This window comes from Flavobacterium sp. GW823-FHT06G12 (genome assembly GCF_058794775.1).
Genome location: NZ_JBXAHE010000001.1, coordinates 1,282,647 through 1,307,753 on the forward strand (window position 1 = coordinate 1,282,647; position 25,107 = coordinate 1,307,753).

Sequence of the window (25,107 nt, forward strand, 5' to 3'; positions counted from 1 at the left end):
AATTATATTAATATCCGGGATTTTGCGGAAGGAGTTTTGGATTGTTTCCCAATTCGCTCTGCGGTATTGGAAAAAGACTGTCTTCGGTATTCCATCCCGCTTTAACACTTGACAATGCGGCATCCAGCTGATCCAGTCTTTTTAGATCAAAAAAACGATGCCCGTATTCAGTAAAGAGCTCCCATCTTCTCTCACTCTGCACAGCAGCAAGCAGCTGTTCTTTCGAGGCTGCCTGGGTGTTCTGTAATCCCGAGCGCAATCTTATCTTATTTAGATCTTCTTTTGCGCCGATGAGATCACCCTGAGCAGCTCTGGCTTCCGCCCGTATTAGATACTGCTCTGCCAGCCTGAGGACTACTGAATACTCTTTAGATGCAGAAGTATTGGACTGCTCTTTATATTTATAGGGATGATACCAGATATCAGTCCCTTTAGTTATGGCTTTTAACCATTTTGATTTTCTCTGGTCACCGGCTGCAAACGAACTGGCGAGAACGGTATTGACCGCAACTGATGCGGGAGGGCCGGCCGTAAATATGAATATAGAACCTTCCTTTGTATTCTGTCCTGCAGAAGCCGATTCAAACTGCCAGATGGTTTCTTTGGAATTGATTAAAAAGACATTGTTCAGATCAGATTCGAGTCCGTATAAGTTAGTACTGTTTATAAGAGCTGATGCTTCATTTGCCGCTTCCGCATACGATTTGTTATATAAGTAAACTCGGGAGAGCAGGGCCCTACATACTAATTTATTGGCTCTTCCTCTGGCATTACTGCTGTATGACACCGGCAATAATGCAGAAGCGGTCTCAAGATCGGCAATAATGCTTCCGTATATCACCTTTCTGCCAATTTTGGTGGCTGTACTGTTCTGCTTGTAGTCGGTTGCGGTAATGTATGGCACATCGCCAAAAAGATTAGTTAGGTAAAAATGCACCACCGCCCGAAGAAATAAAGCCTCCCCTAAAAGCTGTTTCTTGTTGTCCGATGTCAGCCAGGTGTTTTTATCAAGCCCCTCAATCAATGCGTTAGCGGCATAAATCTGATTGTAGGATGCGTTCCATAAGCTTGAGATTACGGTCGAACCGGGAAGCAGTGCATTATTGTAAAATGCCATATTAGTACTTGTGGGAGTTCCGTATGCCGTCAGCTCATCGGTGTAGTTTCCCAACGCATTGGAAAGCCCGTTGCCTGTACCTGTAAGAATCCCCGTATCACGAAGTTTGGCATAAATATTCATCAGGGCCGCATTTGCAGTTTCATAGTTTTCAAAAACAGAACTGCTGGAGAGCTGTGACTTTGGAAGGTTTGTTTCGACAAAAGAATCGCAAGCGTAGAATGCCAGAAAGACAATCAGGATTGAAAGTTGTTTATTTAAAAGTCTCATGATTTTAAGTTTAAAAGGTTAGCAGGATACCGGCAGTAATTACTTTAAGGGGCGGGAGAAAACCATAACTTGAAAATTCAGGGTCACCATCTTTGAATTTTGTGAAAGTCAGCAGATTCTGCCCCTGAAAGACAATCTTACAGCTGGTCTCCGTAAACTTTAGCGGCAGCTGATAGGTTAAAGAGATATTTTTTAGCCTAATGAAAGAGGAATCTGATATTAATGCATCGCTTTCAGAGAAATAAGAATCCGCATTTACAGCCACATTGTTGACACCGGTGGTGTAGACCTGATATGGCTTGATGTCACCAGCCTGCAGCCAGGCATCGGCAGTTCTTGCCGGCTGATTGGACATTGATCCAGCAGCCCCCATTGGTACAAGGCGGTTCTGCTGTTTTGCAAACTGGAACAGAAAATCCAAATTCCAATTTTTATACGACAGCTGATTCTGCAAACCCCCATAGTATTTTGGATTTAGGTTTACTGTTTTCTGCCTGTCTAAAGGATAAGAAATTTTGCCGTCCCCATTAAGGTCTTCGAATTCGTATATTCCCGTCTGCTGGTTGACTCCTTTGAGCTGATAAACCAATGCAATATTAAGAGGCTGACCAATTCGGTATCTCTGGCTGTAGGTTGAACTTTCAAGCCCAGGGAAAGAAACGAGCCTGTTCTTGGCGAAACTAAGATTAAAATTCGTCTGCCACTGGACGTTCTTGATTTTCAGGTTCAATGACCTCAAAGTTAATTCCAGACCTGAATTTTCGACTTCTGCGTTCAGATTCGCCTGAATGGAGGCAAAACCAGTGACACCACTAAGTGGTATGCCTACGAGCTGATTTGAAGAACGGTTGGAATACCACGATACGGTAGTAAAGATTCTATCATTAAAAAAACCCGTTTCAAGAGCCAGTTCCATTTTTTTGTTTATTTCCCAGCTAAAATCGGGGTTAAACAATCTTGAAGGCTGCATTCCTACGGTTCCGTTGTAATTAATTCCTGTTGTTGTATAGGTATTAAGATACTGGTAGTCTCCGATCTGGTCATTTCCCGTCGTTCCGTAACTGCCTCTGATTTTTCCAAAACTCAGCCATGTGCTGTTCTTGAGGAATTTTTCATTGCTGAAAAGCCATGCAAATCCTGCGGCTCCAAAAGATGCGAACTGCCGGCCGGGGCCAAAGCGGCTCGATCCATCTCGCCTTGCGGTTAGATTTATAATATATCGCTGCTGATAACTGTAATTTAAACGGGCAAAGAAAGCCTGGTAGCGATACACGGTCTCATCGTCACCGAGAACAGAAACAGTCTTAGCTGCCGCAAGATTATAAATTAGGCTGTTCGAACTAAACCCTGTGCCAGACTGATATAAGGCGCTGCTGTTCTGGTTTTGGAAAGTGGCTCCAATTAGCAATCCTAACTTCCCGAAATTAGCTTCCTTGTCCCAATTAAGCTGCGGCTCAACGATCCATGAAGACCTGCCAGTGATATTGCTAAACATGGAAGAGCGCGAGCTGCTAATGTTATAAATGGGATCATAAATTGTAGATGGGGTTGTTCTGGTTTCATTCGTTCTTAGGTCAGTGTATCCAAAATTGCTTTTGACAGTTAGCTCAGGCATCAATTTATATGACAGCACCGCGTTGGCGACTAAATCTTTTGTCTTGGCCTTAAATTGTGCATTTAGCATTGCGAGAGGGTTCTGCCAGGTCTGATTTTCCCAGTTTAAACTGCCGTCCGAATTATAAAGCGATGGCGCATTCGGAGCCAGCGTCTGTGCGGCATAAGTCAGTTCATTTGCAGGAAGGCTGCTATTTTGAATGTTGTATACGCCTGAGAAATTGATGTGAAACCTGTCGTCTTTTGAAGCATGATTTAAACTGAATTGCAATCCCCCTTTTTTATATTTGAAATCTCCGCTGTAAACAGTACTTTCCTGATGATAGTTTCCGCCGATGAGAAATTGTGTCTTTTCAGATCCTCCTGAAACAGACCCCTGCAGATCGTTGAGCTGTGAGGTGCCGCCCATCAGTTCTCTCTGCCAGTCAGTATTTCGATTCTGGTTCCAAGTTCCATTTATATCATAATCCGAAGTACCGTATTGTGGGATACCGTCATTTATGAAGGCCTGTTTTCGCATAGCCAGATATTGCTCTGTGTCCATCAGTTTCATGAATTTTGTGGCTTTTCCTGCTCCCGTTGAACTTGATACAGTGAACTTTGTACGTCCTGACTTTCCTTTTTTTGTGGTAATAAGCACGACGCCATTTGCACCTCTTGATCCATAGATGGAGGTAGCATCGGCATCCTTAAGCACTTCAATGCTTTCAATGGTTTCCGGGTTGATGCTGTTTAATGGGCTAGTGCTGCTAGGGTATATAGTGGATGTCTGCGAATATCCGATGGGATCTGATGCAAAAGGAACTCCGTCTATAATATAAAGCGGGTTATTTGCCGTTGTGCGCAGGCTATTCTGCCCTCTGATTTTAATGTCAAAACCGCCTCCTGGAACACCGGTAGTCTGGATTATGTTTACTCCTGCCATGCGTCCCTGCATTGTGGCCAAAACATTTGTCACGGGCTGGGTTTCGATATCCTTAGAGGTGATTCTTGCTATGCTTCCAGTCCGTTCGCTCTCTTTTACAGTGTAATACCCTGCATTTATCCTAACTTCCTGTAGAGTAGTGGTGTCATAGTGAAGCACAATGTCAATTTTTGTTCGGCTATTAACCGGAACGTAGACGGTCTTGAAACCTAAATAGGAAACGACCAGAGTATCTTGGGCAGACGCCTGAATACTAAAATGGCCATTGTAGTCTGAAATCGCGGCAGTCATGGAATCTGCCTTTAATGAGATGGTAACGCCGGGCAGGGGACTAGAGCCATCGGAGACAGTTCCCTGTATCTGATGCTGTTGGATTAAAGAGGTGCTGCGCCGCAGACTGCTTTTGGCGAATGACTGGGAGAAAGAGAGAAGAAAGCCTGTAAAAACAAGGCAATAAAAAGCTTTCCCACCCTTGAAAAATGAAAAAATATTCATAATATTGGATTGGTTAGTTGAACTTGGTTTTGATTAGCTAAAGTCCTCTACACTAGTTTAGTCGCTGCGGTAGGGGACTGCTTTTTTGAAGCAGCATTTGATGCCGCGCTTCAAATTATGTTATAAAAAGGCTATTTCATTGGCGCATTTATTAAGATTTCAAATATTAGATTGTGATTTTGCAGCCTGTGCCAAGGCATATGCTGGACCTGCTGCGCAATGACCCAGCCCTTAAACTAATTCAATGGCAATACCGTTTCAGGCCGGGCATTACAAAAACAGGACAATTATTCCATCATTGCTGACCTTTTTAAAGGTTAAACAAATGAGTGCGTTTCTTTTTAAACTGAGGAATTTGCTTTGTGAAGATGAGATTTGTCAAAAATAAAGAGGCGTGGGTACTCATCTTATTGCATCGGAGGTACTGGTATACCCATACGCGCGAATAAGCGAGCCCACGCCCTTTAAGGCGTGAGCATTTACACTTATCTTCCCGCGCGTACAAAAATTACCAGTTTTCCGATGCGGGTTCAAAGCGAATGCTTCAAATATTTTAATTAGAAGTATCGCAAATATATATAATCAATTACAAACATACTAAAATATTATGAAACTGGCACTATCGTGACAATAATATTTGTAAAAATTATCTTCTTTTGCTATAATGACTAAGGAAAATGGAAATCACAAAAGAGATTCAGATGAAACAGGTAAAGTATTTTTACTTGATAAATTCATCTGTAATTATATTTCCAGTAACTGGATTGACCCAAAAAAATCAGTTAATAAACTTAGTAAAGAATTAGGTGTTCATAGACACATTATTACAAAGATAAGAGATGTAGATGGTTATAGAATTCCAATGTCAACTTTGGCAATTATGTGTTTTTACAAAAAGATTTCTCTTTCAGACTTTTTTAAAATTATAGAGGATAAACACGGTTCAAAAATCAATGATGATTTTGTATCGAAGGCGAAAAAATAAAAGATAAAATTAACTTAATTCCAATTAAGAGATTATGGATAGAAACAATTCAATCTTAATAATTTTTGGTGTTTTGATTTTATTGATTGGTATTATTCTTAAACTTTTTATTGGTAGAAGAAGATTCTACCGTAGAAATGCTTTTGGGGGTGAGGGTTTCAAAAATTATCGGAGTTCAATATTAACTCCTTTTTTCGAAAATCTTATAAACATCTTAGCAGTTCTTTCCATTATTCTAGGAATAATTTCACTCGCATTTGCAAAATGGATGTCATAATACACTCTGTATAGTAGAAAGTAATTTGTGAAAAATTAAACGAAATACAAATAAGGATGCTGAACAAGCATCTTTTTTTATGCTTATAAATTAGTAAAACAGGTATTTGTACTGTCACAAATTATATTACAAAACTATTATTTTGTAGATTGAAATTGCACGATTTACGGAAAACCGTAAATATAAATACAAAGAGTATTCTAGGTTTGTCCAATTAATAATTGCGATAGGGAATAATATTCTTTAGCATAAAAACATTAATAATTAATATGGAATTTCACGAAAAAACACTCGAGCTAAACATAACGCACGAACTTCTTAACCTTGCTGATAGCTATTTTTGGTTTCTAAGAGATATTCCGTTGTGGGACTACTGGAGACCAGCACATCGAATACCTTTTTTTAATGTTCCAAAGTCTACTGCGGGAGGGTTTCATATTACAACTGAAGGAAAGGATGATCCAACTGGAAATGCAGGCGGCGGATTTGATGTAAGAATAAAATCGGGCAGTGGCGGCCATCTGCTTTTTATACAATACAAAAAAGGAGATCTGCAAACTTCAAGCCCGGATCCTAAAAGTGAATTCAGCAAGACCCCACATGATCATTTTAAATTTAAGATAAATTCGACGAGCACGAATCAGCATTTTGTGCTTCGCAATCTTGCCAATGGCATAGGAGGCGATAAGGGCAATGCGGTAGTATATGCTTTTCCTCTGATCGAAGATATGGCTGATTTGGAAGCCAATGCAGGGAATTTAATTCGAAAAACAAAGTTTGTTTCTGTTGCAGATATTGATGATCAGGCAAAAAGGCAAACTCCAAAGGTGTCTTTTAAAAAAAATAAAGAACATAATTTCAGGGTAGGGAAATTTGACATGAGTCGCTGCGAAGTAAATTATTTCTATTTTTTCTTTGGAGGAATAGACAGGACTCCAGAAATAATTGCAGATGTAATAGGAGTAAAAGTTCATCAAGCTTTAGAATCCTTCTTAAAATCTATCGAAAACATTGATGGGCAAAGTGATGCCGACAAAGATTTTATAGCATTTCAGCTTAGAGAATCCTTTATTAGATATTTAAGATATCTGCTTCATTATTTTGAAGTTTCCCCAGCCAAACTATACGTGGGTTTTTTAGATAACTACGCAGATTATTTTTATCCAGGCGAATTTGCATCCTATGATAATCAGCAAAGAGATATTGATATTTTGAATGAAGTATTCAGAGGGCTAAGTGAATTCGAAAATTTCATTGCAAAATTGAATTCTAGAGAAGAAAATTTAAGCAGTAAAAATGTACCGCGATATTTTACAGAATTCTTGTTGGACACTAGAGAAAGCGATGTGCTAAATATCAGCTTTGAGGGTGAGGAATCGAAAGAGATTATCGAAGGAATCAGTTATCTTTCAATTTAGATTTGTATGATTTATCAAGAGACAGAAAAATATATGCATAAAAAACTTGCAGAATAGTTTTTAATGCGGAATTATTCTGATAACTAAAACATTGGCAGAAATTGAATCCAATAATTTTCAAAATTTTATAAACTATATGAAAACAAGTATATGGCAGAATTCGCACAGCGGAAAACAGCCAATTAGAGTCCTAAAACATAATTTAACAGCTAGACTTGAAGCTCGTAATAAAAAATACATAGAATCCCTGCAATCAGATTACCGTCTTCATCAAGAAATTCTGTACCATGCAGAGAACTTGCCTCTTCTAAATGGACAAATGCCATTCATAAATGACAATGGGTTAATAAATATACATGAAACATTTTTATCCTATGTGTGGATTAACTGCTACTATTTTTATGTGCTGCATGAAGAGAAATATGCGATTCCAAACCTGATTGCGCAGGGTAAAATGGAAAGCAGACCATATAGCGCTGAGCTTTTAAGTGAAGCAGAGGACCTTTTCAGGTATGCACTCACTTTGGTTAAGGGTTTCACAGATTGGGATAAAGATGTATTGCCTAACCCTGAATATTTTGACGAGGAAAGTCCGCAGGGCAATTACATTCTGCATGTCAACGATTTATTTGTAGAGGTATTAAATTTTATACTTTATCATGAAACCGCCCATGCGGAGTTAGAGCATATAAAAAAAGTTCAACTAAACCAATTGGAAAATGAAGAAAGGAAGCCACTAGAAATTGAAGCCGATTCACGAGCAATCCAATTAATAATGAAGAATTCCACAAGCAGGCAAAAAGCCGAAATTGCGGTTGTTATGGGGCTAGCCTCTATGCTGTTTATAAAGAATTCCTTAAAGGGAGGAAGCACCCATCCTGATGTGGACCAGCGTATAGAAAATGCTATTGAAATTCTGCAGCCATCAGCTGATAGTGAAATATGGACAACATTGTGCTTGTTTCTTAAAGCGTGGGATTTGCAGTATAACTTTGGACTAATTGAAAACTCGAATTGTAAAACCATCAAGGACGTTTTCTATGATTTACTGCAACAAGCCAAAACATTGTAATAATAATGCATTATTGACTAAATAGTTTATATAGATGATAAAATCAGATAAAGAAATTGCAGATTATTTAGGTAAAAACGGCGAAATTTTCTGCGAGGAATTACACAATCGAAGCCATCATTTTTTTCGGACTCTTCCCCATAGTTATTTTGCAATTGCCTGTGCAATTTCATTAAGCTGGACCGGACATGCAAAATATGATGATGATTTTGTATTATATGCCTCGGCATATATTGACGCGGCAATACCAAAAGATACGAAAATTGCAAAAGTATACAGTCTCAGGTTCGGTGAAGAAGGATTAGATACAGCACTTACAAATTTTAGAATATATCTGAACAGGGTAAAGGGTATTATGCCGGATTTTGATCATTGCTCTATTCAGGATATAAATGTTCTGCAGCAAAGGCTTCTAAATAAATTAAGTCAGTTGAGGGACAAAGGGGAGGTTGTAGGTATTGGTCCATGGCTGTTTTTAGGCGCGTTCAAAATTATATTGGAGGATCAGAAGCGGTTTTGGCAAAATGATGGAATTGATGCAATAGTAATGCCTACCGGATTGGAGGTAGATAGAGGCATTATGCGTTTAAAGAATGAGGGGTATTCCTTCATGAAGGATTTCGACCTGCATTGGCTGGAAGAAAATAAGGGGACACTTTCCGATAATTACGCCACGTGCATCATGGTACATTCCCATATTGTAAAAATCGCGAAAATCAGCGGCACTACAGCTCTGCATATCAACAGCGCTTTATATAAATACGGCAGAAGGGAATTGTAAAATCTAAATAAAAAACAGCATTAAAATGGAACCACTGATCTATTATCCAACTTTTGAGCCGCCAACCGACGCCTGGCTAAAGTTTTCATTGTTATATTTCGAGAATTTCAGGCCTATAATTCCTTACAGCCGCCGTGGTCTGGTCAGTGACAATTATAAAAGGATAATAGAGAATACGGATTTAATAAGACCGTATAGCCCAGGAGCGGATGTCGGATACAGAGCCTCACTGAAAGCCATCGAAGAGGTAGAAAAAATCTATGACAAGAGGCACCAGAGAAGTCTTTTATTCAATAGTGCAAACTTGATCAGAAAGTGGGAAAATAGTGCAAATTGGAATTTTAATGTCTACCATGAAAAATTCTCAGACATATGGGCGGATTATTGTGAGCGAAACAATATTGGACGCAGAACCGAGAACGGCATAACGCTGCCTGAGGAGCTGGCGTTTCTATTTATGACCTATCTGGCAAAGGAAATTGCATTTGAGGAATCTGCAGCGATAATAACCGACAATAACAAATACGACAATTTTACCAATTACTCCCGTTCTACAACTCCGAGCTTGAACAGGACGACCAAATTTGCCAAAGGAATCATCAATCTTCTTATTCCCAAAAATTTGGCAGATATACCCTTTGAAAGGCTGATTGAGTTTCGTGAAAATAATAGGGATTATTTAAGGGCATTCAACTCAGAACTTCAAAATATCCAAGAGAAAATAGGTGAGGGATATAGCGAGCAGGACTTTATAAACAGCTACAACAATATTTATTCCGAGTTCAGCAGGCAGGTGGTCTTGACAGGGATAGGATTGGCTTCAATACCGTTTGCCGCTTATATGCTTATTAAAAACCCAGCGGCAACCGCTCCGGAATATGTGAAGGAAATATTGGGAGCATTAGGTATTGCACTTGGCGGAGGGTACACACTAAATAAAGGACTGCGTGATAACGAGACAGGAAGATACTGCAAAAAATATATAACCAATCTGGAAAGGATAAGATAATAAACAGATTTTATAACCATAGAAGAATAAGACCAACAATGATTATTAATAACCTCACAAGGCAAAATCATTTGCATCATGTAAAGCAAATTTTTCAAGGTGCTAAAAATGTCTTTATTATTAGCCCGTATATTACAAAAAACATTGGCCTTTTAGACTTTGCTGAGTTTGATAGTCTTGAAAAGGTCACTGTCGTGACTACATTAAAGCCTTTTGATAAAGATCAATACTCCAAAATAAATTATTTCAAAGAGCTTTATAACATTTTTAATTCAAGAAATATAGAGTTTGAAATCCTAATTGATAATTTCCTGCATGGCAAGATATTCATAGGTGAGAATACTGATGGTTCAGCAAAAGCAATCATAACTTCAGCAAACTTCACAGACAGAGGTCTTAGGATCAACAATGAGTGGGGTATATTAATTGAAGATGCACTGGAAATACGCAAAGTTAAAAATGGAATAATAGACAAGATAAAATTCAAGAGTTTTAACGAACAGAAAATTGATGCCTGTCTGGAAAAGATTAAGGACACTCCAAAACCGAAAGGAGAGATCAATCCGATCAAGCTAAATTTGTCACTATTGTTTGAAAGCAGGGAAAATTATCTTCAAATAGAGACCAGTGCAACATTTTGGCTAAAACCTATTGGCGTGTCACATGATACAATTCCCCTATCTGAAAAATTTGATGAGGTGGATAGCAATCTGCATTTTTCAAAGTTAAAACCAAGGGGAGTAAGGAGAGGGGATATCCTTATCTGTTATGCGGTAGGACATTTAAATATTCTTTCAATATATAGGGTTAATTCTGGACTTGAAAATACAGGAAATGAAAACGACAGATGGCCGTATTATTTTGTCGGTGAGAATTTAACGCCGAATTATGGCAGAGAATGGGCACATCAGAATATAACTGTTACCAATCAGAAAAATTTCTTTTTACAGAATACTGCATTAGACATAACTCCAAGTGGAAAAAACAGTTTCGGCAGTTTAATGAGAGGGGCGGACAAACTTAAACTGACTAAAGAATTCGGGAATTTTTTACTGGATAAAATATTAAAAATAGATTCGGATTTAGAAAAGTTATAGAATATTAGATCATTAAAGATTGGAACCTCGTTTTAAAAACTTTTACAGAAAAGCAAAGTTTGACTGCGATTATTTTGCTTTACTATTATGGAATATTTTCTTCCTTCCTTAATTCCTCGATAAAATATTTAGGGGTTATCCCTGTAAAGCTTACAAAAGCCTTTACGAAGCGCCGGGTGGTGGAGAATCCTGCTTCCAGAGCCAGCGATTCATGCGTGTAGTTCTGGAGGATCTTCTCATTGCGTATCCTCTTGGCGATGTAATCTATCTTAAGGGAATTGATATACTGGTTGAACTTTTGGTTTCTGTGGCGCATAATAATAATTGACAGGTATCTGGTGTTGGTATTGAAATGGCCCGCCAGTTTGGTGAGATCAAGGTCTTTTTCCAGAAATTTCCTGCCCGCCTCAAATTTTTTCAGGGACAGCAGCACTGCCTGCTCGACATCGCTGCTTATCGCAAAATCGAGCTCGTCGGTTTTCTCGGACTTGGCTCTGGTTTCGTTCTCAATTTTCTGCAGCAGCTCCTCATATTTTTTTCGAGATTCGCTTCTGCTTTTGAAGAACCAAATTATCCCTAACAAGATAAGCAGAAAAAGTATGCTGATAACCGATATGGATATGCGGTCGTTATTTTTCTGGCTGTTAACGGATTGTCTTAGGATCTTCTGTTCCCTCAAAAGATCCTGCGTTTCATATTCCTTTCGGATTTTTCCCTGAAGATAGGCATAGGTCACATGAAGCTTCTTATCGACCGCCAGCAGGCGTTCCACATAATGTAGCTGCGCCTCAATCATCTTCCTGTCCCTGTAGTAGGAGATCATATATTCATAAGCCTGCCTCAAATCAGGCCTCATATATTCATGCTGTGAAAACCCCTGATCCACTTTTTTAAAGTAATGCATTGCTTTTTCTTTTTCATTGAGGCCCCAATAACATCTGCCTATATAAAAATCACCTACCATTTCATTTGAAAAATCATTATTGTCCCGTATCGTGGGCAGGGAAGTCTGCAATTTCTGCAGCGCCGTATCGTAGTTGTGGATCATGCATTGGTTTATCCCTTCCGACTGGACAAAGTAATGCTGCATGTCCAGGTTTCCGGTTCTTTTTCCCTCTGCAATTCCGAGCCTGTTGATTTCGGTGCTCATACCGTGGTTTCCGACCATTTTGTAGCAGGCTCCAAGCGAATGCAGGGAATTCAGGTAAGCCCTGGCATCATTATCCTTAAAATACGCTATGCACTGGTTAAACAGCGAGATAGCTTCATGGTAATATCCGAGATAGAATTTAATCTGGGCAATCTGGTATTTGGTCTTATGGATGAGGTAGCCATCCTCTGTTTTGGATATGTACTGGTCTGCGATCAGATAGCTGTCCATTGCTTTTCTAAGACGCTTCTGCCCATAGTAGGCCACGCCTCTTGACAGGTAGGCTGAACCGATGATTGAATTGTCATTCGATTTTTTGGCTGCCATGACCATGCTGTCTGCATAGATGAGCTTCTGCGCTGCAGGAGCATAATGGACATAATTTTTATAGGCATTTGAAAGCTCTTCCCAATTTTTCTCCAATTGTGCCTTATTTAAAAATGCCTTAAGATAGATTTCCCTTACTGCGATGCTCTGTTCCTGTTTCTCAATACAGTCAAAGAGATAATCAAAATCCCTATTTCTCAAGGAGTCGGGAATTTTGGCAATAGTTTTTTGTGCGTTTACAATATAACAGAGGCACAAAGAGATCACCAGTAAATATCTTACCATAGATTAAATTTAAGAGGTTTGTTAGGAATGGAACTGGATTCCGCCAAACATATCCTGAGAGGTCTATTGTTTTGAATATCAAATGCTAACTGACCCAAATATAGTTATAAAAAAGGAAATATGATGAAATTTAGGGTTAAAAAAGGTATGTCGATTTTCAGAAAAAAGACAGTTGCATTACAGTAAAGTGCTATATAAGTGTTTGTATGTAATGATTTTAGCCGATAGATTTGCCATTGAATTCAAAGCAAATCTACTGGAGGCACTCCAGAGAATAGTTCTGCTTCCCCCGGGTGAAAAATGAACTGAACAAAATCAGTAACATTTAACACATCAAAGATGAAACAAATCAAACTATGGCTGGCAATATTGCCTTTTGCTGTTATTGCCTGCTCCGATGAAACTACAGAGGGAAAAATTGAAAACACAAATACCTCAAAGGCCTCTACAGAGAAAACCACTGGTCCCTCAAATCCCTCAAATCCCGAGAATCCGTATGATGCTGCGGGAAACTTTTACAGCAAAATCCTCGACAGTATGGATACGGAAGGCGTGGAACTGAATTCAGTGGAACATGCCGCGGCAATGATAGACTCCATAGCCGATACCTATCCCGAGCTCGATGGAATGGCAAATGACGCGATACTGCATCAAAGGCTTCATCAGCTGAGCTCCATAGTTGCCAGCGAAGCCACGATGGATGACATTCTTCTATTCTCCATACTCGGTCAAGAGGCCAGAACCAGCCTGATGCAGCTGGAAAATCTGCTCACGCTGCATGCCGATGATCCTTATCAGGCCCTGTATGCCCAGATTGTTTCCTACGAACAGGATGTGCAGGCAAATTCTTCGCTCAGCGCAGGCGACAAACAGATACTTCTGACAACGTCTTCCGTTGTCCGCTATTCCACTGAAAGGAAAAGAAAGGACAAGGATTGGGAAACGTCCGTGACAAGGATCGCCCAGACAGTTTTCGCATCCGAGCAGAACGTTGTTTTAGGACTCAAAATGGCAGCCGCCGTAGGAATATGTCAAAAGCACGCCGTCTTGGAGTGATCCTGCACAACCTTGCGGAACGTTATAAGAAATCTGCGGGAATCTTCACCTGCATCATTCTTATAGCACTGAATCTGGCAAGCCTCTATCTTGTCATAGATCTTATGAGCTATGACGAGGTAGTGGGCTACCTAAGCGGCGCCGAGATCAAGTATTCGGGAATACGACACTTTATTTATGTCCTTCTGGCCATACTGGTCAATATACTATTTATCTTTTTTGTGACATGCGGCTGGCTTGCAGGAAAAAAAGCCGGTCCTTGAAAGACCAGCTCTTCACGTAAAATTACATGCAAATACAATCAATATTTTGAATACACTAACAGACAGTCTTTGGCAGGATGACCTTAAGGTGGTTTATCTTTATGATATCGGATCAGCCAAAGCGGTTTCCAAATTTTTGGTTCCGGGCTGGATCACCCTTGTAGCGGTGGTGTCGGGTTCCATAAAGTTCGCAGCATCTTCGTCCGGTGCGGAAATTTCTGCCGGCGATATCTATGCTGTTCCGGGCAGCGCCGAGGTCGATTCCCTCTCAGGGCTTCTCCGTATATGGCTGGTGTCCTGCACTGCGGAATTTGCCGTTTCCAGCAGGATAGTAAGGTTCGGTGCGGGTTATATGGAAATTTTTGCCCGACAGGAATCTCCCGTTCTTGCAGTTAACGGGAAGGAACTGCGGCATGTCGTATCGCTTCTGCGGCTGCTGAAGAAAAAGATCGGCAACAGGCATGCAGTCTTCAAGGGCGAAATGGTGGTGCTGTACTTCAATATGATAGTTTACGAGTATATAGATCTGCGCTATAAATATGGCAAAAACAAGGCAGTACTACACTACCGGAATGATAAGATCGTGATGGATTTTATCAGCCTGGTGCAGCAGAATTCGCCCAGGCACCATAATGTGAAATTTTATGCCGAGTGTCTGTTTGTCAGCAGCGGCCATCTGGGCAAAGCCGTAAAAGCAGTTTTAGGAATCTCCGCCAAACGTTTTATAGAGATGGCCGTATTGTCAGAGGCTTATGTGCTTCTGGCCGATACGCAGCTTTCCGTTTCCGAGCTTGCCGAACAGCTCAACTTTGACAGTCCTGCAGCGTTCAGCGGTTTTTTCAAAAAGAACACCAGACTTTCACCTACCCAGTATCGTGTGAGCCTCAAGTTTTAATCCAGCACCTAAACGAAAATGCTAATAAATTCACCTAACCGTACTATCTTTTACCAGCAGGTTTGTTTTTGAGAACGGCGTAATGACTGCTTCTGCTGCCATAGCAGAAGGGCAGGCAGTGCACTTTTTGCTGCGCCCGGAATTTTTGTAAAAGATATTACATTAAATCCTTCGAGTATGAATTCACTGCATTCCATTATTTCCCAAATCAGCATTAAAGAAGACAAATTATCCTGCCAGACCGCCCATCTCATTGATGAGGCCCATCAGATGACGCTCTATCTGAAGGAGGTGCTTCAAACTGCAAGGCAGTATGTGCTTGAAAAGGGATTCGAAGACGAAGCGGAGGAAATAGACTTTTTCAGAAACATCAAACCCCTGATTCTGGGCAAACTGATGTTCTATAATAAAGTTTTCCGCATTGAGACCATCTGTCCGGTCAAGGAAGGGCAGGTCCATCAGAAATTTTTCATGAGCCATCTCCAGCAGCTCAAAGCGCAGTTCAAGGAATGCATCTTCAGCACACACTTCTACCGCTATTACAAGTCCGGGAGAAATGACCGGGATGATGAATATTTTTTGCGGGGAAAGATCAATTACAGCGATGGACTGAACAGCTACGTTTTCGAGATCGACCACAGGTTCTCCACCTATTATGACAATAAGATTGCAAGGATCATCGCCAATGAGCTTATCTATAATTACCTTACCACGAAGATACATCCAGTAGAATCTCCGGATTCTTTTGCGGGAGGGACGGAATTTTCCAAAGAAATTTTCTGGACGGATTCCAAAAACGCGCTAATTGAACTTATCTATGCGCTTTATGCCTCTGGAGTTGTATCGCACGGAAAGATCGGGATACGCAGGATAACCCTTGTTTTTCAGCTGCTTTTCCGTATTCCGCTCGGCGACGTGCATCACTCCTTCCACAGGATGAAGGACAGGGCAGGGACGAGGACTTCCTTTTTGGACCACCTCAAGAATTCCCTGGAACAGTATATGGACAAAGAGCTTTAAAAAGCTGCGGATTAACGGCCTAAAAGTTTTCCTTTTTTACCCATAAGAGCCAATTGGCAGGGACTGGCATCCCAATTTTTTGAAAGCCCCATCTGACCGCGTGCGGACAAATGGGGCTGATTTATTTCGTCACTACAGAAAAAAAATGAATCTGCCAATGGGCACGACTTGGCAGGTATTGATCTGCGTATTATGCAATTTTGCGGTGTGCAACTCAAAATTACTGGATTATGAATGTGGAGAGATTGGAATTCATGGCCTGGATGGAACGCATTATGGAGCGGTTCGACATCCTGGGCGAGATGGTCAGCGAAAGCAGGAGGAAAAATATGGACATAGACGGGGAAGAGCTGCTTGACAACCAGGATGTCCTGCAGATGCTGAAAATAAGTTCTCGCTCCCTTCAGCGCTACAGGTCTTCGGGAAGGCTCTGCTATTATTCAATCAGCGGCAAGATCTATTACAAGCTTTCGGACGTTCAGCAATTCATAAGGGAGAGTTTTTCCGCACATACCGCCAGGAAAAAGCCGATTGGAGACTAACGCAGACAGCCAGCGTCAGCAACAGCATTAGCTAGGACACTGGGGTTACTTTCGATTATTAACTAAAAAATAAAGTTATGAGTGAACAATCCGCTGAAAAAGTGAAATGGCCGGAGGAACTCTCGGACATCCTGCTTGTGTTTGATAAAGAAAAAAAGAAAATCCAGGCACTCAAAAGTATCGATGAAAATGGAAAAATGCAGACCGTAGACCCAACAGATAAAAACCGGAACCAATTTATGAGAGTGGACAGGAACGGCGATTTCTTCTCCAATTTCTTTTCTAATTTTCTGAGCCAGCTGAAAAATCCCACCAACTTTTCATTTTTCAAGGTGCCGCTTGCCATTGGCGTTGAGACGGCAAAGGAATTGCAGCAGCATATAGACAATCCGACGCCGCAGGGCGAACTGCTCCTGCAGCAGCACGAAATTAAAGCGAGCGAACGTGCACAGGACAAAAAAGAGAATAATCCAATAAATAAAAATCATATGGAAGCAACACAGACAAATGCCGAGACGGGCGAATACCGCTACAAGCCGGAACAGATCGACTGGGAGACCATGAACCATCTTGGGCTCAACAGGGAAAAACTTGAGAAACTGAACCTTCTGGAACCCATGCTCAAAGGCTACAAAACAAACGAGCTCGTGCCCATAAGCCTAAATCTTGGGACTGCCGTTACGAGACTGGATGCCAGACTGTCCCTTAAAATGAACGAGGAGGGAGAGGTTGTGGTCGCCATACACGGCATCCGAAAAGGGCCCAACCTGAACTATCCCTTCTTCGGCCATGAGTTCAGCACGGAGGACAAGGACAACCTGCTGAAAACGGGAAACATGGGACGCGTTGTCAATCTGACCAATCCGAAGACCGACGAGATCCTTCCTTCGGTGATCAGCGTGGACAGGCTGACCAATGAAGTAGTGGCTTTTCGAGCCGATTACATCAAAATACCCGATGAAATAAAAGGGGTAAAACTGAGCGAAGATCAAAAGCAGACCCTATTGGAAGGAAAACCGCTGCCTTTGGAAGGGATGATTTCCAAAAAAGGAGAGCCGTTCGACGCCACGGTGCAGTTCAATGCAGACAAGCGTTTTGTAGAATTTCTCTTCGACAGGAACAATGGCAGCAAACAGTTGCAGGGCAATGGACAGCACCAGACGGGGGAAAACCTGAAAAACTTTAGGGGAAAAGAACTGGACGAGCAGCAGCAGCAGAAACTGCAGGACGGCCAGACCGTTTACATCAGCGGTCTTATAGACAAGAAAGGCAGAGAGTACAACGGATACATCACTTTGAACAAGGAGAGCGGCAGGACCGAGTTTTCTTTCGACAACCCGACAAAAATGAAGGAACAGGCGAAGCCTGCTGAGGAAAACAAAGTACAGACGGCGGTGAATTCAGAGGGTAAAACCAATGAGGCGACCAAAAAGCTGCAGGAACCATTAAGATCCGGCCAGTCGGGTCCAGAGACGCAGAAACTGCAGGAAGAGCAGCAGGGTGAAACCAAGTCAAAAGGACGCAAAATGTAAAGCGCGATGAAAGCTGTTATTGCAGAGAAACCAAGTACTGCAAGGGAGATAGCCGTACTGCTGGGAGCCACCGAAAAAAAGGATGGCTACCTGGCAGGAAACGGCTATTTTGTTACTTGGGCTTTAGGACATTTGGTGGGCCTGGGCCTGCCGGAGGAATACGGCATCAGGGGCTTTGAGAATGGGTCCCTCCCGATAATTCCAAATCCCTTTCTACTTACTGTTCGGAAACAAAAAAATGAAAATGGCTACTCCGCTGATGCAACCGCTGTTAAACAGCTCCAAGTTATCAAGCATGTAATTGGCCAGAGCGACTTGATCATAGCGGCCACCGACGCAGGCCGCGAGGGGGAGCTTATTTTCCGCTATATCTATGAATACCTTGAGTGCTGCAAACCTTTTGTCCGCCTATGGATCAGCAGTCTTACCGAGAAAGCCATCAGGAAAGGGCTGGAGAATCTGAGGCCTGGCTCTGATCTTGACGGATTGTACCTTGCGGCGCAGGCTAGAAGCAGGGCTGACTGGCTTGTAGGGATCAATGCCTCGCGGGCCTTGAGCGCTGCCCAGGGTAACGGGGCTTATTCCCTTGGAAGGGTGCAGACGCCAACACTGGCGCTCGTATGCCTGCGCTATTTGGAAAATAAAGCGTTCACCGCAGAGCCATACTGGCAGCTCCAGCTGTCGCACAGCAAGGATTTTACACTTTTCACAAGCATCAGCCAAAAGAGATGGGACGATAAAAGGCAGGCATCGGAAGCGCTCAGGTCCATTGAAAGAAATGCGGCGACAGTCTGGGTATCGTCTGTGGAGGTCAAAAAATCTATAGAGCATCCGCCTCTGCTTTTCGACCTCACGGGACTGCAGAAGCAGGCCAGCACGGACCTCAACCTCTCGGCCGTTGAAACGCTGAACATTGCACAGAGCCTTTATGAAAAGCAGTTCATCACCTATCCGCGAACGGGGAGCAGAAATATTACCGAAGATCTTTGGGAAGAGATACCCCGCCTTATAAAAGCATTGGGCCAGCGCGAAAATTGCAGGGAGGCGATATCGGCTTTGAAACTGGGACGCCTGAACAAAAGGATCGTCAGCGAAGCGGGCGTAACCGACCACCACGGTTTGCTGCCTACCGAAAGAATCCCATCGGTGCTTACTGCAAAGGAGACGTCTGTCTACAATCTTATTGCCGGAAGGCTGCTTGAAGCAGTATCCGAGCCGTGCATTAAGGAGATTACCATGATAACTCTGCAGGTGCTGCATTTTGATTTTATCCTCGCTGGCAGCAGGATTATCGAATCCGGCTGGCGGGGTGTGAAAGGCCGCTTTTTTAACAGCGGTGAGCCGGGACAGGAACTCCCTGAAATCAAGAAAGGCGATGAGCTTAAAATCAAAAAGTGCGCAGTCGTTGAGAAGACAAGCAGTCCCCCGGCACTTTACACTGAAGCTGGACTTTTATCCGCTATGGAAAACGCAGGAAAAAAGGGAGACAGTCTCGAAGACCGCATGGCACTGCGGAGCATCGGTCTTGGAACGCCCGCGACAAGGGCAGCGGTTATCGAAACACTGTTTGACCGCAAGTATATCCAAAGACAAGGAAAATCATTGATGCCAACCGAGAAGGGGCTTATGGTATATGAGCTGGTGAAGGATAAAAAGATTGCCGATGTGGCGATGACAGCCCAATGGGAAACCGAACTGCGGAAGATTGAAAACAAAGAGACGGATGCGGCGGCATTCCAAAAGCAGATGGAATCCTATGCCGCACGCATAACAAATGAACTGCTTGAAGCTTCCGGTCCGAAGCTCACGGCGCCGGAACTCTGCTGTCCCAAGTGCAGCACAGGAAGGATGATTGTAAGCGAAACTGCCGTCAAATGCCAAGAAAAGGACTGCAGGTGGATCCAGTTCCGAAATGTGTGCGGCGTAAAGATCAGTCCGGCTGATATCGAAAGCCTGCTTCGTACGGGGAGAACCCCGCTAATAAAGGGAATGAAAAGCAGGGCTGGAAAATCATTTGATGCGTATATCGTGATGAATGGCAAGGCTGAGACTTCATTCGAATTTGCAAAAAAGTAAAGCCCGATCGGAAATCATTTATGATCAGCAGCGCAAAAAAATGTCTGGCTTTTTAAAGTAACCAATACTGCAGGAAGATGAATTTTGAAAAACTAAGCTTAAGGATACAGCAGACCAGCGATTATTTAAGGACCAATGCCGTCAAGGCGGTGAATATGCATATCACCTTGAGAAACTGGCTTACGGGCTTTTATATTGTCGAGTTCGAGCAGCACGGAAGCGACCGGGCGCAGTACGGCGTGAAGCTGCTTGAAAACCTTGCTAAAAGAATCTCCGTGAAAGGATTGACCGCGCCGGAGCTCTCCCGATGCAGGCAGTTCTATCACAGGTATCCGCAGATCCATGCACTTTTAGAAAAAGAACTTAAGAGTTTTCTTCCTGATGTGTTTTTTGAGGATTTTTCTATTGAAAATCTTAGTTTGTCAATTCTTGGGTCGGCACCCCAAGAATTCCACGGGACCTTTCAGGAGGATGGCCAATCCCACTTTTACGGCTTGTTCCAGTCTGTCTCCTACAGCCATTTTACCGAGCTGATCAAGATTAGCGACAGCTCCAAAAGACGATTCTACGAGCTTCTTATCCTCAAAACGCAGCCCACTGTAAAAGAACTCAAGAGACAGATCGACAGCCTTACCTATGAAAGGATAGGACTTTCGGAGAACTATCACCATTCCTTTGCAGAGGTGCTCCGAAGAATTGCCCCCCAGGATACCCAGGACATGGTCAAGTCGCACTATTTTTTTGAATTCCTAAATCTGGCACAGCCCAGACTGATTGAGGAAAACGAGCTGGAATCCGCTCTTATAGAGCATCTGCAGCAGTTTATGCTCGAACTGGGAAACGGGTTCTGCTACGAGGCGCGGCAGAAGAGGCTGCTCATCGGTGACGAATATTATTTTGTCGATCTGGTTTTTTACCATCGAATACTGAAGTGCCATGTCCTTGTGGAATTGAAGACTGAAAATGCAAAACATGAACATATAGGCCAGCTTAAAGCCTACCTGAGTTTCTACAGGAAGAACATTAGGGCAGCCAGCGACAATCCGCCTGTTGGAATCCTTCTTGTGACCAGCCAGAATAAGACCCTGGTGGAATATGCGATTGCGGATAGCGATCTGGAAATATTTGTGAGCCAATACCAGCTGCAGCTTCCTGACAAAGCAGAATTAAGGGCTTTTATTGAGAAGGAATTAAGGAAGGAAAAGTAATTAAAACAGGTAATAAACCAGTCGAAAGATTTTTTGGAGAATTTCGCCATTAAATTTATAGGTTCTAAAAAAGGAAAGAGGATAATGTTTTCATTTATCCTCTTTTTTGTTCTCCTTTAACCACCAGATGCTGCAGGTCAGGGTCTTTGTCGATACGGTCCAGCTCATCCTCAATAATCACGATTATATCCTTTTTGATCTGCCTATAGTTGGCCTGAATTTCCAGTTTCATATTATCGCGTCCCTCTGCGTCCATAAAGGACATGATATCAGGAATGGGCTGATAGCCTTTCTCTTGACGGTCAACATCCTGTCTGTCCACCACGATTTCCGCATGAAAGATTTTCTGTTCGATACGCTGGTCGAAATTATCCGATACCGCCCCCACGAAAATCCCCTGGGTCAGTGTTGAGATTTTGGATGCCGGTATAAGGCTGTCCAGCTGAGTGGAGATGGAAGTGGAGGTATCACTGCGGTTGATCGATATGCTCTTTCTTTTCTGCAGCACCTTGCCGAACCGCTCCGAAAGGCTCTTTGCCGTTTCACCGACAACCTGCCCGCTGAAGATATTGCCCACGGTATTTTGGATCACCTTGCTTTCCTTGTCCCCGTAATCGCGGTTCAGCTGCGAGAAATCCTGAAATCCCAGGCAAACCGCAACCTTATTGCTTCGGGCCGTCGCAATCAGGTTGTCCAGCCCCCTGAAATAGATGGTGGGAAGCTCATCTATTATCACAGCGCTTTTCAGCTGTCCTTTTTTGTTGATCAGCTTTACGATTCGGGAATTGTATAATCCGAGAGCAGCGGAATAGATATTCTGGCGGTCGGGATTATTGCCCACGCATAATATCTTGGGCTCCTTGGGATTGTTGATATCCAGCGAGAAGTCATCACCGGTCATCACCCAGTACAGGCTTGGAGAAATCATCCTTGACAAAGGGATTTTTGCCGACGCTATCTGTCCCTGAAGCTGATCCTGCGCTCCCCCTTTCCATGCATCCATAAAGGGGGAAAGGTAGCTTTCCAGTTCCGGATAAGATGTAAGAATCGTAAAGACATCGGCGTATTTTTTATTTAACAGTTCGATTGCATGGGGAAAGGTGCAGTATCTTCCATTTTCATAGATCTTAAGAAACCAGATAATGGCGGCGAGAAGGATTATGGGGCTCTCGACAAAGAAGTCTCCCTGCTTCTGTATCCAGCTGCGGTTCAGGTTGAGCATTATGGTGTAGGCCGCCTCATAGGCGTCTGAGATATCCGTCATAAAAGCGGCATTCAGTGGATTGCAGCGGTGGCTCTTTCTGGGATCGTCAAAGTTGATGATGTAGAATTTTGGTCTGGCAGGATAATTATCATGATGATGCAGCAAATGATTGTAGGCAATGGTGGAAAGGTCGTCAAACTTAAAATCGTAGATATACATTGCAAAACCTTTCTCTATCTGCTGCTTGATGTAGCTGTTGATTATGGCGTAGGATTTTCCTGATCCCGGAGTACCCAGCACAATGGTGGCGCGGAAGGGGTTTACGATGTTGATCCAGCCGCGGTTCCATTTGTTTTTATAGTAAAAGCTGGTTGGGAGATTAACTGAATATTCGTTTTCAAGCAGCCTGGTTTCCTGCTGAAAACTTTCATTTTCATTGTTGAACACGTCTTCCATAAGTCTGGTTCGAAGAATTCGGCTGATCCAGACCCCTGCTGCCATCAAAGCAGCATAGCCTATTGCAGAAGAAAGCATGTACAAAAAAAAAGAAATCTGCAGCAGGAACCAGTTCAGGAAAAACAGCACCATTCCAAGGCCTAAAACCGGATAAATTTTATTCCATGTGATCTTTTCGTTCTTGACACCCTTGCTTCCCAGACAGCTGAGGAAAAGCAGGAGCAGGGCAAACAACTTGGAGTAAATGACATTTGAGAAAAGTCCGGCAGTGCGGTCAAAACCGCGCAATATTGTATCTATGGTTTCCAGTGTCCATCCTCTGGCAAGAAAGAATTGGTAACAGTACCAGTAAAAATGCATCATTAAAACGAGTATGCTAACTGCACGCATGAATGCCATAATTTTGGCAAGTCCCCTTAAATCATCTTCTCCCTGCATTTCATTCATAGTTAATTAAGCTAGTTAAATTACGAGGAGAAGATATATTTCAAGTTTAACAAGGACTTATGACATCATTTGTCGCTTTTTGTCGTTTAGATGCAGCAATACAACTGAATTATTTGCGTGATTGTTTATGTAGTGCTAATTTGGAGCAATGTAATCTTTAAATCGAATCATATGATCCAGCGAATGCCCTTATCACACTTTCCTTTACAGTTAGTTCACGAACCCGAGATTGAAAATGCGTACAAATGGATTAGAAATTTCATTTCTGAGGAAGCATGGAACGTGAGAAAGAAGGCAATCGAAGAATATCTGGGCAGTATCGCAAGAGAAGCCGAGCCGTTTTCCCAGCCGATCAATGAAGGCACCCGTCTGGTTATAGAAAAGGACCGTATAGGCTGGTATTTGTATCTTGTCCACACTTACCTTTATGAACCTCATAAATACGAATTCTATCAGGGAGCCAGGGTAGTCCCAATATTTAAACGTATCGGAACTGATCTTGAACTATTGAAAGCTATCGCAGGGATCAACAAAAAAATGCGCGATCTGGTAAAGAACAGACCCTCAGAGGCCGATGCCATGCTGTTTGAAATCCTGACAGCCCTCTTATATGCGAGAAACGGCTGGGAAGTAAAAATAATAGAGGAAGGAAAATCAGGCAAATCACCAGATTTTTCGGTTTTAAAAGGAAAAGAAAAGTGGCAGGTTGAGTGTAAAAGACAAATGAAAACGGGTGAATATACGTATAAGGAATCTAAAAAAAGGCAGATACTGATTTCACAGGTCAGCAAAATGCTCACCCATTACAATGTGCTGCTGGATATTGTTTTCCATGTCGAATTGACTACTCTGCCGGATTCTTATCTGCATGATATACTAAAGGATGTAATTCCGACAGCCAAAAAGCCTGGCAGAATAGTTTCCAACGAAAAGGCAGACATTGATATTTCATTTGTTGATATTTCAGCGATTGAAAAACATTTGAGCAAATATTTTGTAAAAAGCAATTCACCACAGCATTTAGAGCTTGTATCAAAAAAGCCGGTTGACCATTCAAGCTTTACTTCCGGTTTTCTTGGGAACTTTTTTTATGTTGGGGAAGATTCGGTTAACAATCTGTACATTTCGGCTATGAGCAACGCATTTGGCGTGCATTGCTATTGCGACGCTCCCGAAGCCATTTCGGCCAAAGCAAGGGATGTGAGAAATCAAATCAATGATGCAACAAGGCAGTTTGATAATTATACCGATGGGATTCTTCATGTCGGCATGGAGACATTTGATGGACCGGAGGTGGAAAAGGCAAGATTGGAAAAGATAAAAAAAACTATGGGAAATCTAGATGTGGAGGAAAATAGGCTCTGCTGGATATATTACCATTATTTTCAGTCGTATTCGAGATCTTACCGTGACTGGTTTTTTGACGAAACCGTAAGTATGGCGACATCGTTTATCAATCCGGCTCCTTTACTGAGAAACACATTTCTAATAATTCCCGAAAAAGACATTCCAATTAAAGATGCCTCCCATTGGGATAGAGACCTGCCATAAGCAGCCGCATGCCGAAGCAGAAATTAACGGCCTGA

The 25,107-nt window shown here is 42.3% G+C and carries 18 protein-coding genes; 14 read left to right on the forward strand and 4 right to left on the reverse strand.

Annotated elements, in window-relative coordinates; all coding sequences use genetic code 11:
• Nucleotides 1–7 precede the first annotated feature (7 nt).
• Nucleotides 8–1,387 carry a RagB/SusD family nutrient uptake outer membrane protein gene (locus AC1Q5Z_RS05460; RefSeq protein ID WP_041515759.1) on the reverse strand — a complete coding sequence of 460 codons (1,380 nt, stop codon included), beginning with the start codon at nucleotides 1,385–1,387 and terminating at the stop codon, nucleotides 8–10.
• 10 nt (nucleotides 1,388–1,397) lie between these two features.
• Nucleotides 1,398–4,421 carry a SusC/RagA family TonB-linked outer membrane protein gene (locus tag AC1Q5Z_RS05465; protein ID WP_041515760.1) on the reverse strand — a complete coding sequence of 1,008 codons (3,024 nt, stop codon included), beginning with the start codon at nucleotides 4,419–4,421 and terminating at the stop codon, nucleotides 1,398–1,400.
• 664 nt (nucleotides 4,422–5,085) lie between these two features.
• Here AC1Q5Z_RS05465 and AC1Q5Z_RS05470 point away from each other — a divergent pair.
• The 6 genes from AC1Q5Z_RS05470 to AC1Q5Z_RS05495 all read left to right on the forward strand — a co-directional run bounded on the left by AC1Q5Z_RS05470 (nucleotide 5,086) and on the right by AC1Q5Z_RS05495 (nucleotide 11,060).
• Nucleotides 5,086–5,406 carry a helix-turn-helix domain-containing protein gene (locus AC1Q5Z_RS05470; protein ID WP_052480038.1) on the forward strand — a complete coding sequence of 107 codons (321 nt, stop codon included), beginning with the start codon at nucleotides 5,086–5,088 and terminating at the stop codon, nucleotides 5,404–5,406.
• Nucleotides 5,407–5,952: 546 nt separating this feature from the next.
• Nucleotides 5,953–7,101: a hypothetical protein gene (locus AC1Q5Z_RS05475; protein WP_041515761.1), complete on the forward strand. Its 1,149-nt coding sequence runs from the start codon at nucleotides 5,953–5,955 to the stop codon at nucleotides 7,099–7,101.
• Nucleotides 7,102–7,237: 136 nt separating this feature from the next.
• Nucleotides 7,238–8,173 carry a phage exclusion protein Lit family protein gene (locus AC1Q5Z_RS05480; protein WP_041515762.1) on the forward strand — a complete coding sequence of 312 codons (936 nt, stop codon included), beginning with the start codon at nucleotides 7,238–7,240 and terminating at the stop codon, nucleotides 8,171–8,173.
• Nucleotides 8,174–8,207: 34 nt separating this feature from the next.
• Nucleotides 8,208–8,954: a hypothetical protein gene (locus tag AC1Q5Z_RS05485; protein WP_492444007.1), complete on the forward strand. Its 747-nt coding sequence runs from the start codon at nucleotides 8,208–8,210 to the stop codon at nucleotides 8,952–8,954.
• Between the two features lie 25 nt (nucleotides 8,955–8,979).
• Entirely contained in the window at nucleotides 8,980–9,963 is a 984-nt protein-coding gene (locus tag AC1Q5Z_RS05490; RefSeq protein WP_492444008.1) for a hypothetical protein, read from the forward strand.
• A 38-nt stretch (nucleotides 9,964–10,001) separates the two neighbouring features.
• Nucleotides 10,002–11,060 (forward strand): phospholipase D family protein, encoded by a 1,059-nt coding sequence (locus AC1Q5Z_RS05495; RefSeq protein WP_492444009.1) that lies wholly within the window; start codon nucleotides 10,002–10,004, stop codon nucleotides 11,058–11,060.
• Between the two features lie 85 nt (nucleotides 11,061–11,145).
• On the opposite strand, the gene AC1Q5Z_RS05500 is transcribed toward AC1Q5Z_RS05495, so the two are convergent.
• A complete protein-coding gene (locus AC1Q5Z_RS05500) occupies nucleotides 11,146–12,822 on the reverse strand; it encodes a helix-turn-helix domain-containing protein (protein ID WP_492444010.1) in 1,677 nt (558 codons plus the stop codon).
• Between the two features lie 339 nt (nucleotides 12,823–13,161).
• Here AC1Q5Z_RS05500 and AC1Q5Z_RS05505 point away from each other — a divergent pair, with 339 nt between their 5' ends.
• The 7 genes from AC1Q5Z_RS05505 (at nucleotide 13,162) to AC1Q5Z_RS05535 (ending at nucleotide 21,414) form a co-directional block, all read left to right on the forward strand.
• Entirely contained in the window at nucleotides 13,162–13,878 is a 717-nt protein-coding gene (locus tag AC1Q5Z_RS05505; RefSeq protein ID WP_492444011.1) for a hypothetical protein, read from the forward strand.
• Between the two features lie 309 nt (nucleotides 13,879–14,187).
• A complete protein-coding gene (locus AC1Q5Z_RS05510) occupies nucleotides 14,188–15,036 on the forward strand; it encodes a helix-turn-helix domain-containing protein (protein ID WP_492444012.1) in 849 nt (282 codons plus the stop codon).
• Between the two features lie 177 nt (nucleotides 15,037–15,213).
• On the forward strand, nucleotides 15,214–16,056 hold the full coding sequence (locus AC1Q5Z_RS05515; RefSeq protein WP_492444013.1) for an RteC domain-containing protein: 843 nt from the start codon (nucleotides 15,214–15,216) through the stop codon (nucleotides 16,054–16,056).
• A gap of 230 nt (nucleotides 16,057–16,286) precedes the next feature.
• Nucleotides 16,287–16,598 (forward strand): helix-turn-helix domain-containing protein, encoded by a 312-nt coding sequence (locus AC1Q5Z_RS05520; RefSeq protein ID WP_179004742.1) that lies wholly within the window; start codon nucleotides 16,287–16,289, stop codon nucleotides 16,596–16,598.
• A gap of 77 nt (nucleotides 16,599–16,675) precedes the next feature.
• Nucleotides 16,676–18,130, forward strand: a complete 1,455-nt coding sequence (locus AC1Q5Z_RS05525; protein WP_492444014.1) for a DUF3945 domain-containing protein — start codon at nucleotides 16,676–16,678, stop codon at nucleotides 18,128–18,130.
• A gap of 6 nt (nucleotides 18,131–18,136) precedes the next feature.
• Nucleotides 18,137–20,206: a type IA DNA topoisomerase gene (locus AC1Q5Z_RS05530; protein WP_492444015.1), complete on the forward strand. Its 2,070-nt coding sequence runs from the start codon at nucleotides 18,137–18,139 to the stop codon at nucleotides 20,204–20,206.
• Between the two features lie 77 nt (nucleotides 20,207–20,283).
• Entirely contained in the window at nucleotides 20,284–21,414 is a 1,131-nt protein-coding gene (locus AC1Q5Z_RS05535; protein WP_492444016.1) for a PDDEXK nuclease domain-containing protein, read from the forward strand.
• A 94-nt stretch (nucleotides 21,415–21,508) separates the two neighbouring features.
• Here AC1Q5Z_RS05535 and mobC read toward each other — a convergent pair whose 3' ends face one another.
• Nucleotides 21,509–23,512 carry a conjugal transfer protein MobC gene (gene mobC, locus AC1Q5Z_RS05540; protein ID WP_492444124.1) on the reverse strand — a complete coding sequence of 668 codons (2,004 nt, stop codon included), beginning with the start codon at nucleotides 23,510–23,512 and terminating at the stop codon, nucleotides 21,509–21,511.
• A 180-nt stretch (nucleotides 23,513–23,692) separates the two neighbouring features.
• On the opposite strand from mobC, the gene AC1Q5Z_RS05545 reads away from it, so the two are divergent.
• Entirely contained in the window at nucleotides 23,693–25,072 is a 1,380-nt protein-coding gene (locus AC1Q5Z_RS05545) for a hypothetical protein (RefSeq protein ID WP_492444017.1), read from the forward strand.
• The last annotated feature ends 35 nt before the right edge of the window (nucleotides 25,073–25,107 follow it).

Excerpts from the sequence above, each read along its gene's own strand:
- AC1Q5Z_RS05460 (WP_041515759.1), bottom strand. The coding sequence starts at position 1,387 with ATGAGACTTTTAAATAAACAACTTTCAATCCTGATTGTCTTTCTGGCA.
- AC1Q5Z_RS05465 (WP_041515760.1), bottom strand. The coding sequence starts at position 4,421 with ATGAATATTTTTTCATTTTTCAAGGGTGGGAAAGCTTTTTATTGCCTT.
- AC1Q5Z_RS05470 (WP_052480038.1), top strand. The coding sequence starts at position 5,086 with ATGACTAAGGAAAATGGAAATCACAAAAGAGATTCAGATGAAACAGGT.
- AC1Q5Z_RS05475 (WP_041515761.1), top strand. The coding sequence starts at position 5,953 with ATGGAATTTCACGAAAAAACACTCGAGCTAAACATAACGCACGAACTT.
- AC1Q5Z_RS05480 (WP_041515762.1), top strand. The coding sequence starts at position 7,238 with ATGAAAACAAGTATATGGCAGAATTCGCACAGCGGAAAACAGCCAATT.
- AC1Q5Z_RS05485 (WP_492444007.1), top strand. The coding sequence starts at position 8,208 with ATGATAAAATCAGATAAAGAAATTGCAGATTATTTAGGTAAAAACGGC.
- AC1Q5Z_RS05490 (WP_492444008.1), top strand. The coding sequence starts at position 8,980 with ATGGAACCACTGATCTATTATCCAACTTTTGAGCCGCCAACCGACGCC.
- AC1Q5Z_RS05495 (WP_492444009.1), top strand. The coding sequence starts at position 10,002 with ATGATTATTAATAACCTCACAAGGCAAAATCATTTGCATCATGTAAAG.
- AC1Q5Z_RS05500 (WP_492444010.1), bottom strand. The coding sequence starts at position 12,822 with ATGGTAAGATATTTACTGGTGATCTCTTTGTGCCTCTGTTATATTGTA.
- AC1Q5Z_RS05505 (WP_492444011.1), top strand. The coding sequence starts at position 13,162 with ATGAAACAAATCAAACTATGGCTGGCAATATTGCCTTTTGCTGTTATT.
- AC1Q5Z_RS05515 (WP_492444013.1), top strand. The coding sequence starts at position 15,214 with ATGAATTCACTGCATTCCATTATTTCCCAAATCAGCATTAAAGAAGAC.
- AC1Q5Z_RS05520 (WP_179004742.1), top strand. The coding sequence starts at position 16,287 with ATGAATGTGGAGAGATTGGAATTCATGGCCTGGATGGAACGCATTATG.
- AC1Q5Z_RS05525 (WP_492444014.1), top strand. The coding sequence starts at position 16,676 with ATGAGTGAACAATCCGCTGAAAAAGTGAAATGGCCGGAGGAACTCTCG.
- AC1Q5Z_RS05530 (WP_492444015.1), top strand. The coding sequence starts at position 18,137 with ATGAAAGCTGTTATTGCAGAGAAACCAAGTACTGCAAGGGAGATAGCC.
- AC1Q5Z_RS05535 (WP_492444016.1), top strand. The coding sequence starts at position 20,284 with ATGAATTTTGAAAAACTAAGCTTAAGGATACAGCAGACCAGCGATTAT.
- mobC (WP_492444124.1), bottom strand. The coding sequence starts at position 23,512 with ATGCAGGGAGAAGATGATTTAAGGGGACTTGCCAAAATTATGGCATTC.
- AC1Q5Z_RS05545 (WP_492444017.1), top strand. The coding sequence starts at position 23,693 with ATGATCCAGCGAATGCCCTTATCACACTTTCCTTTACAGTTAGTTCAC.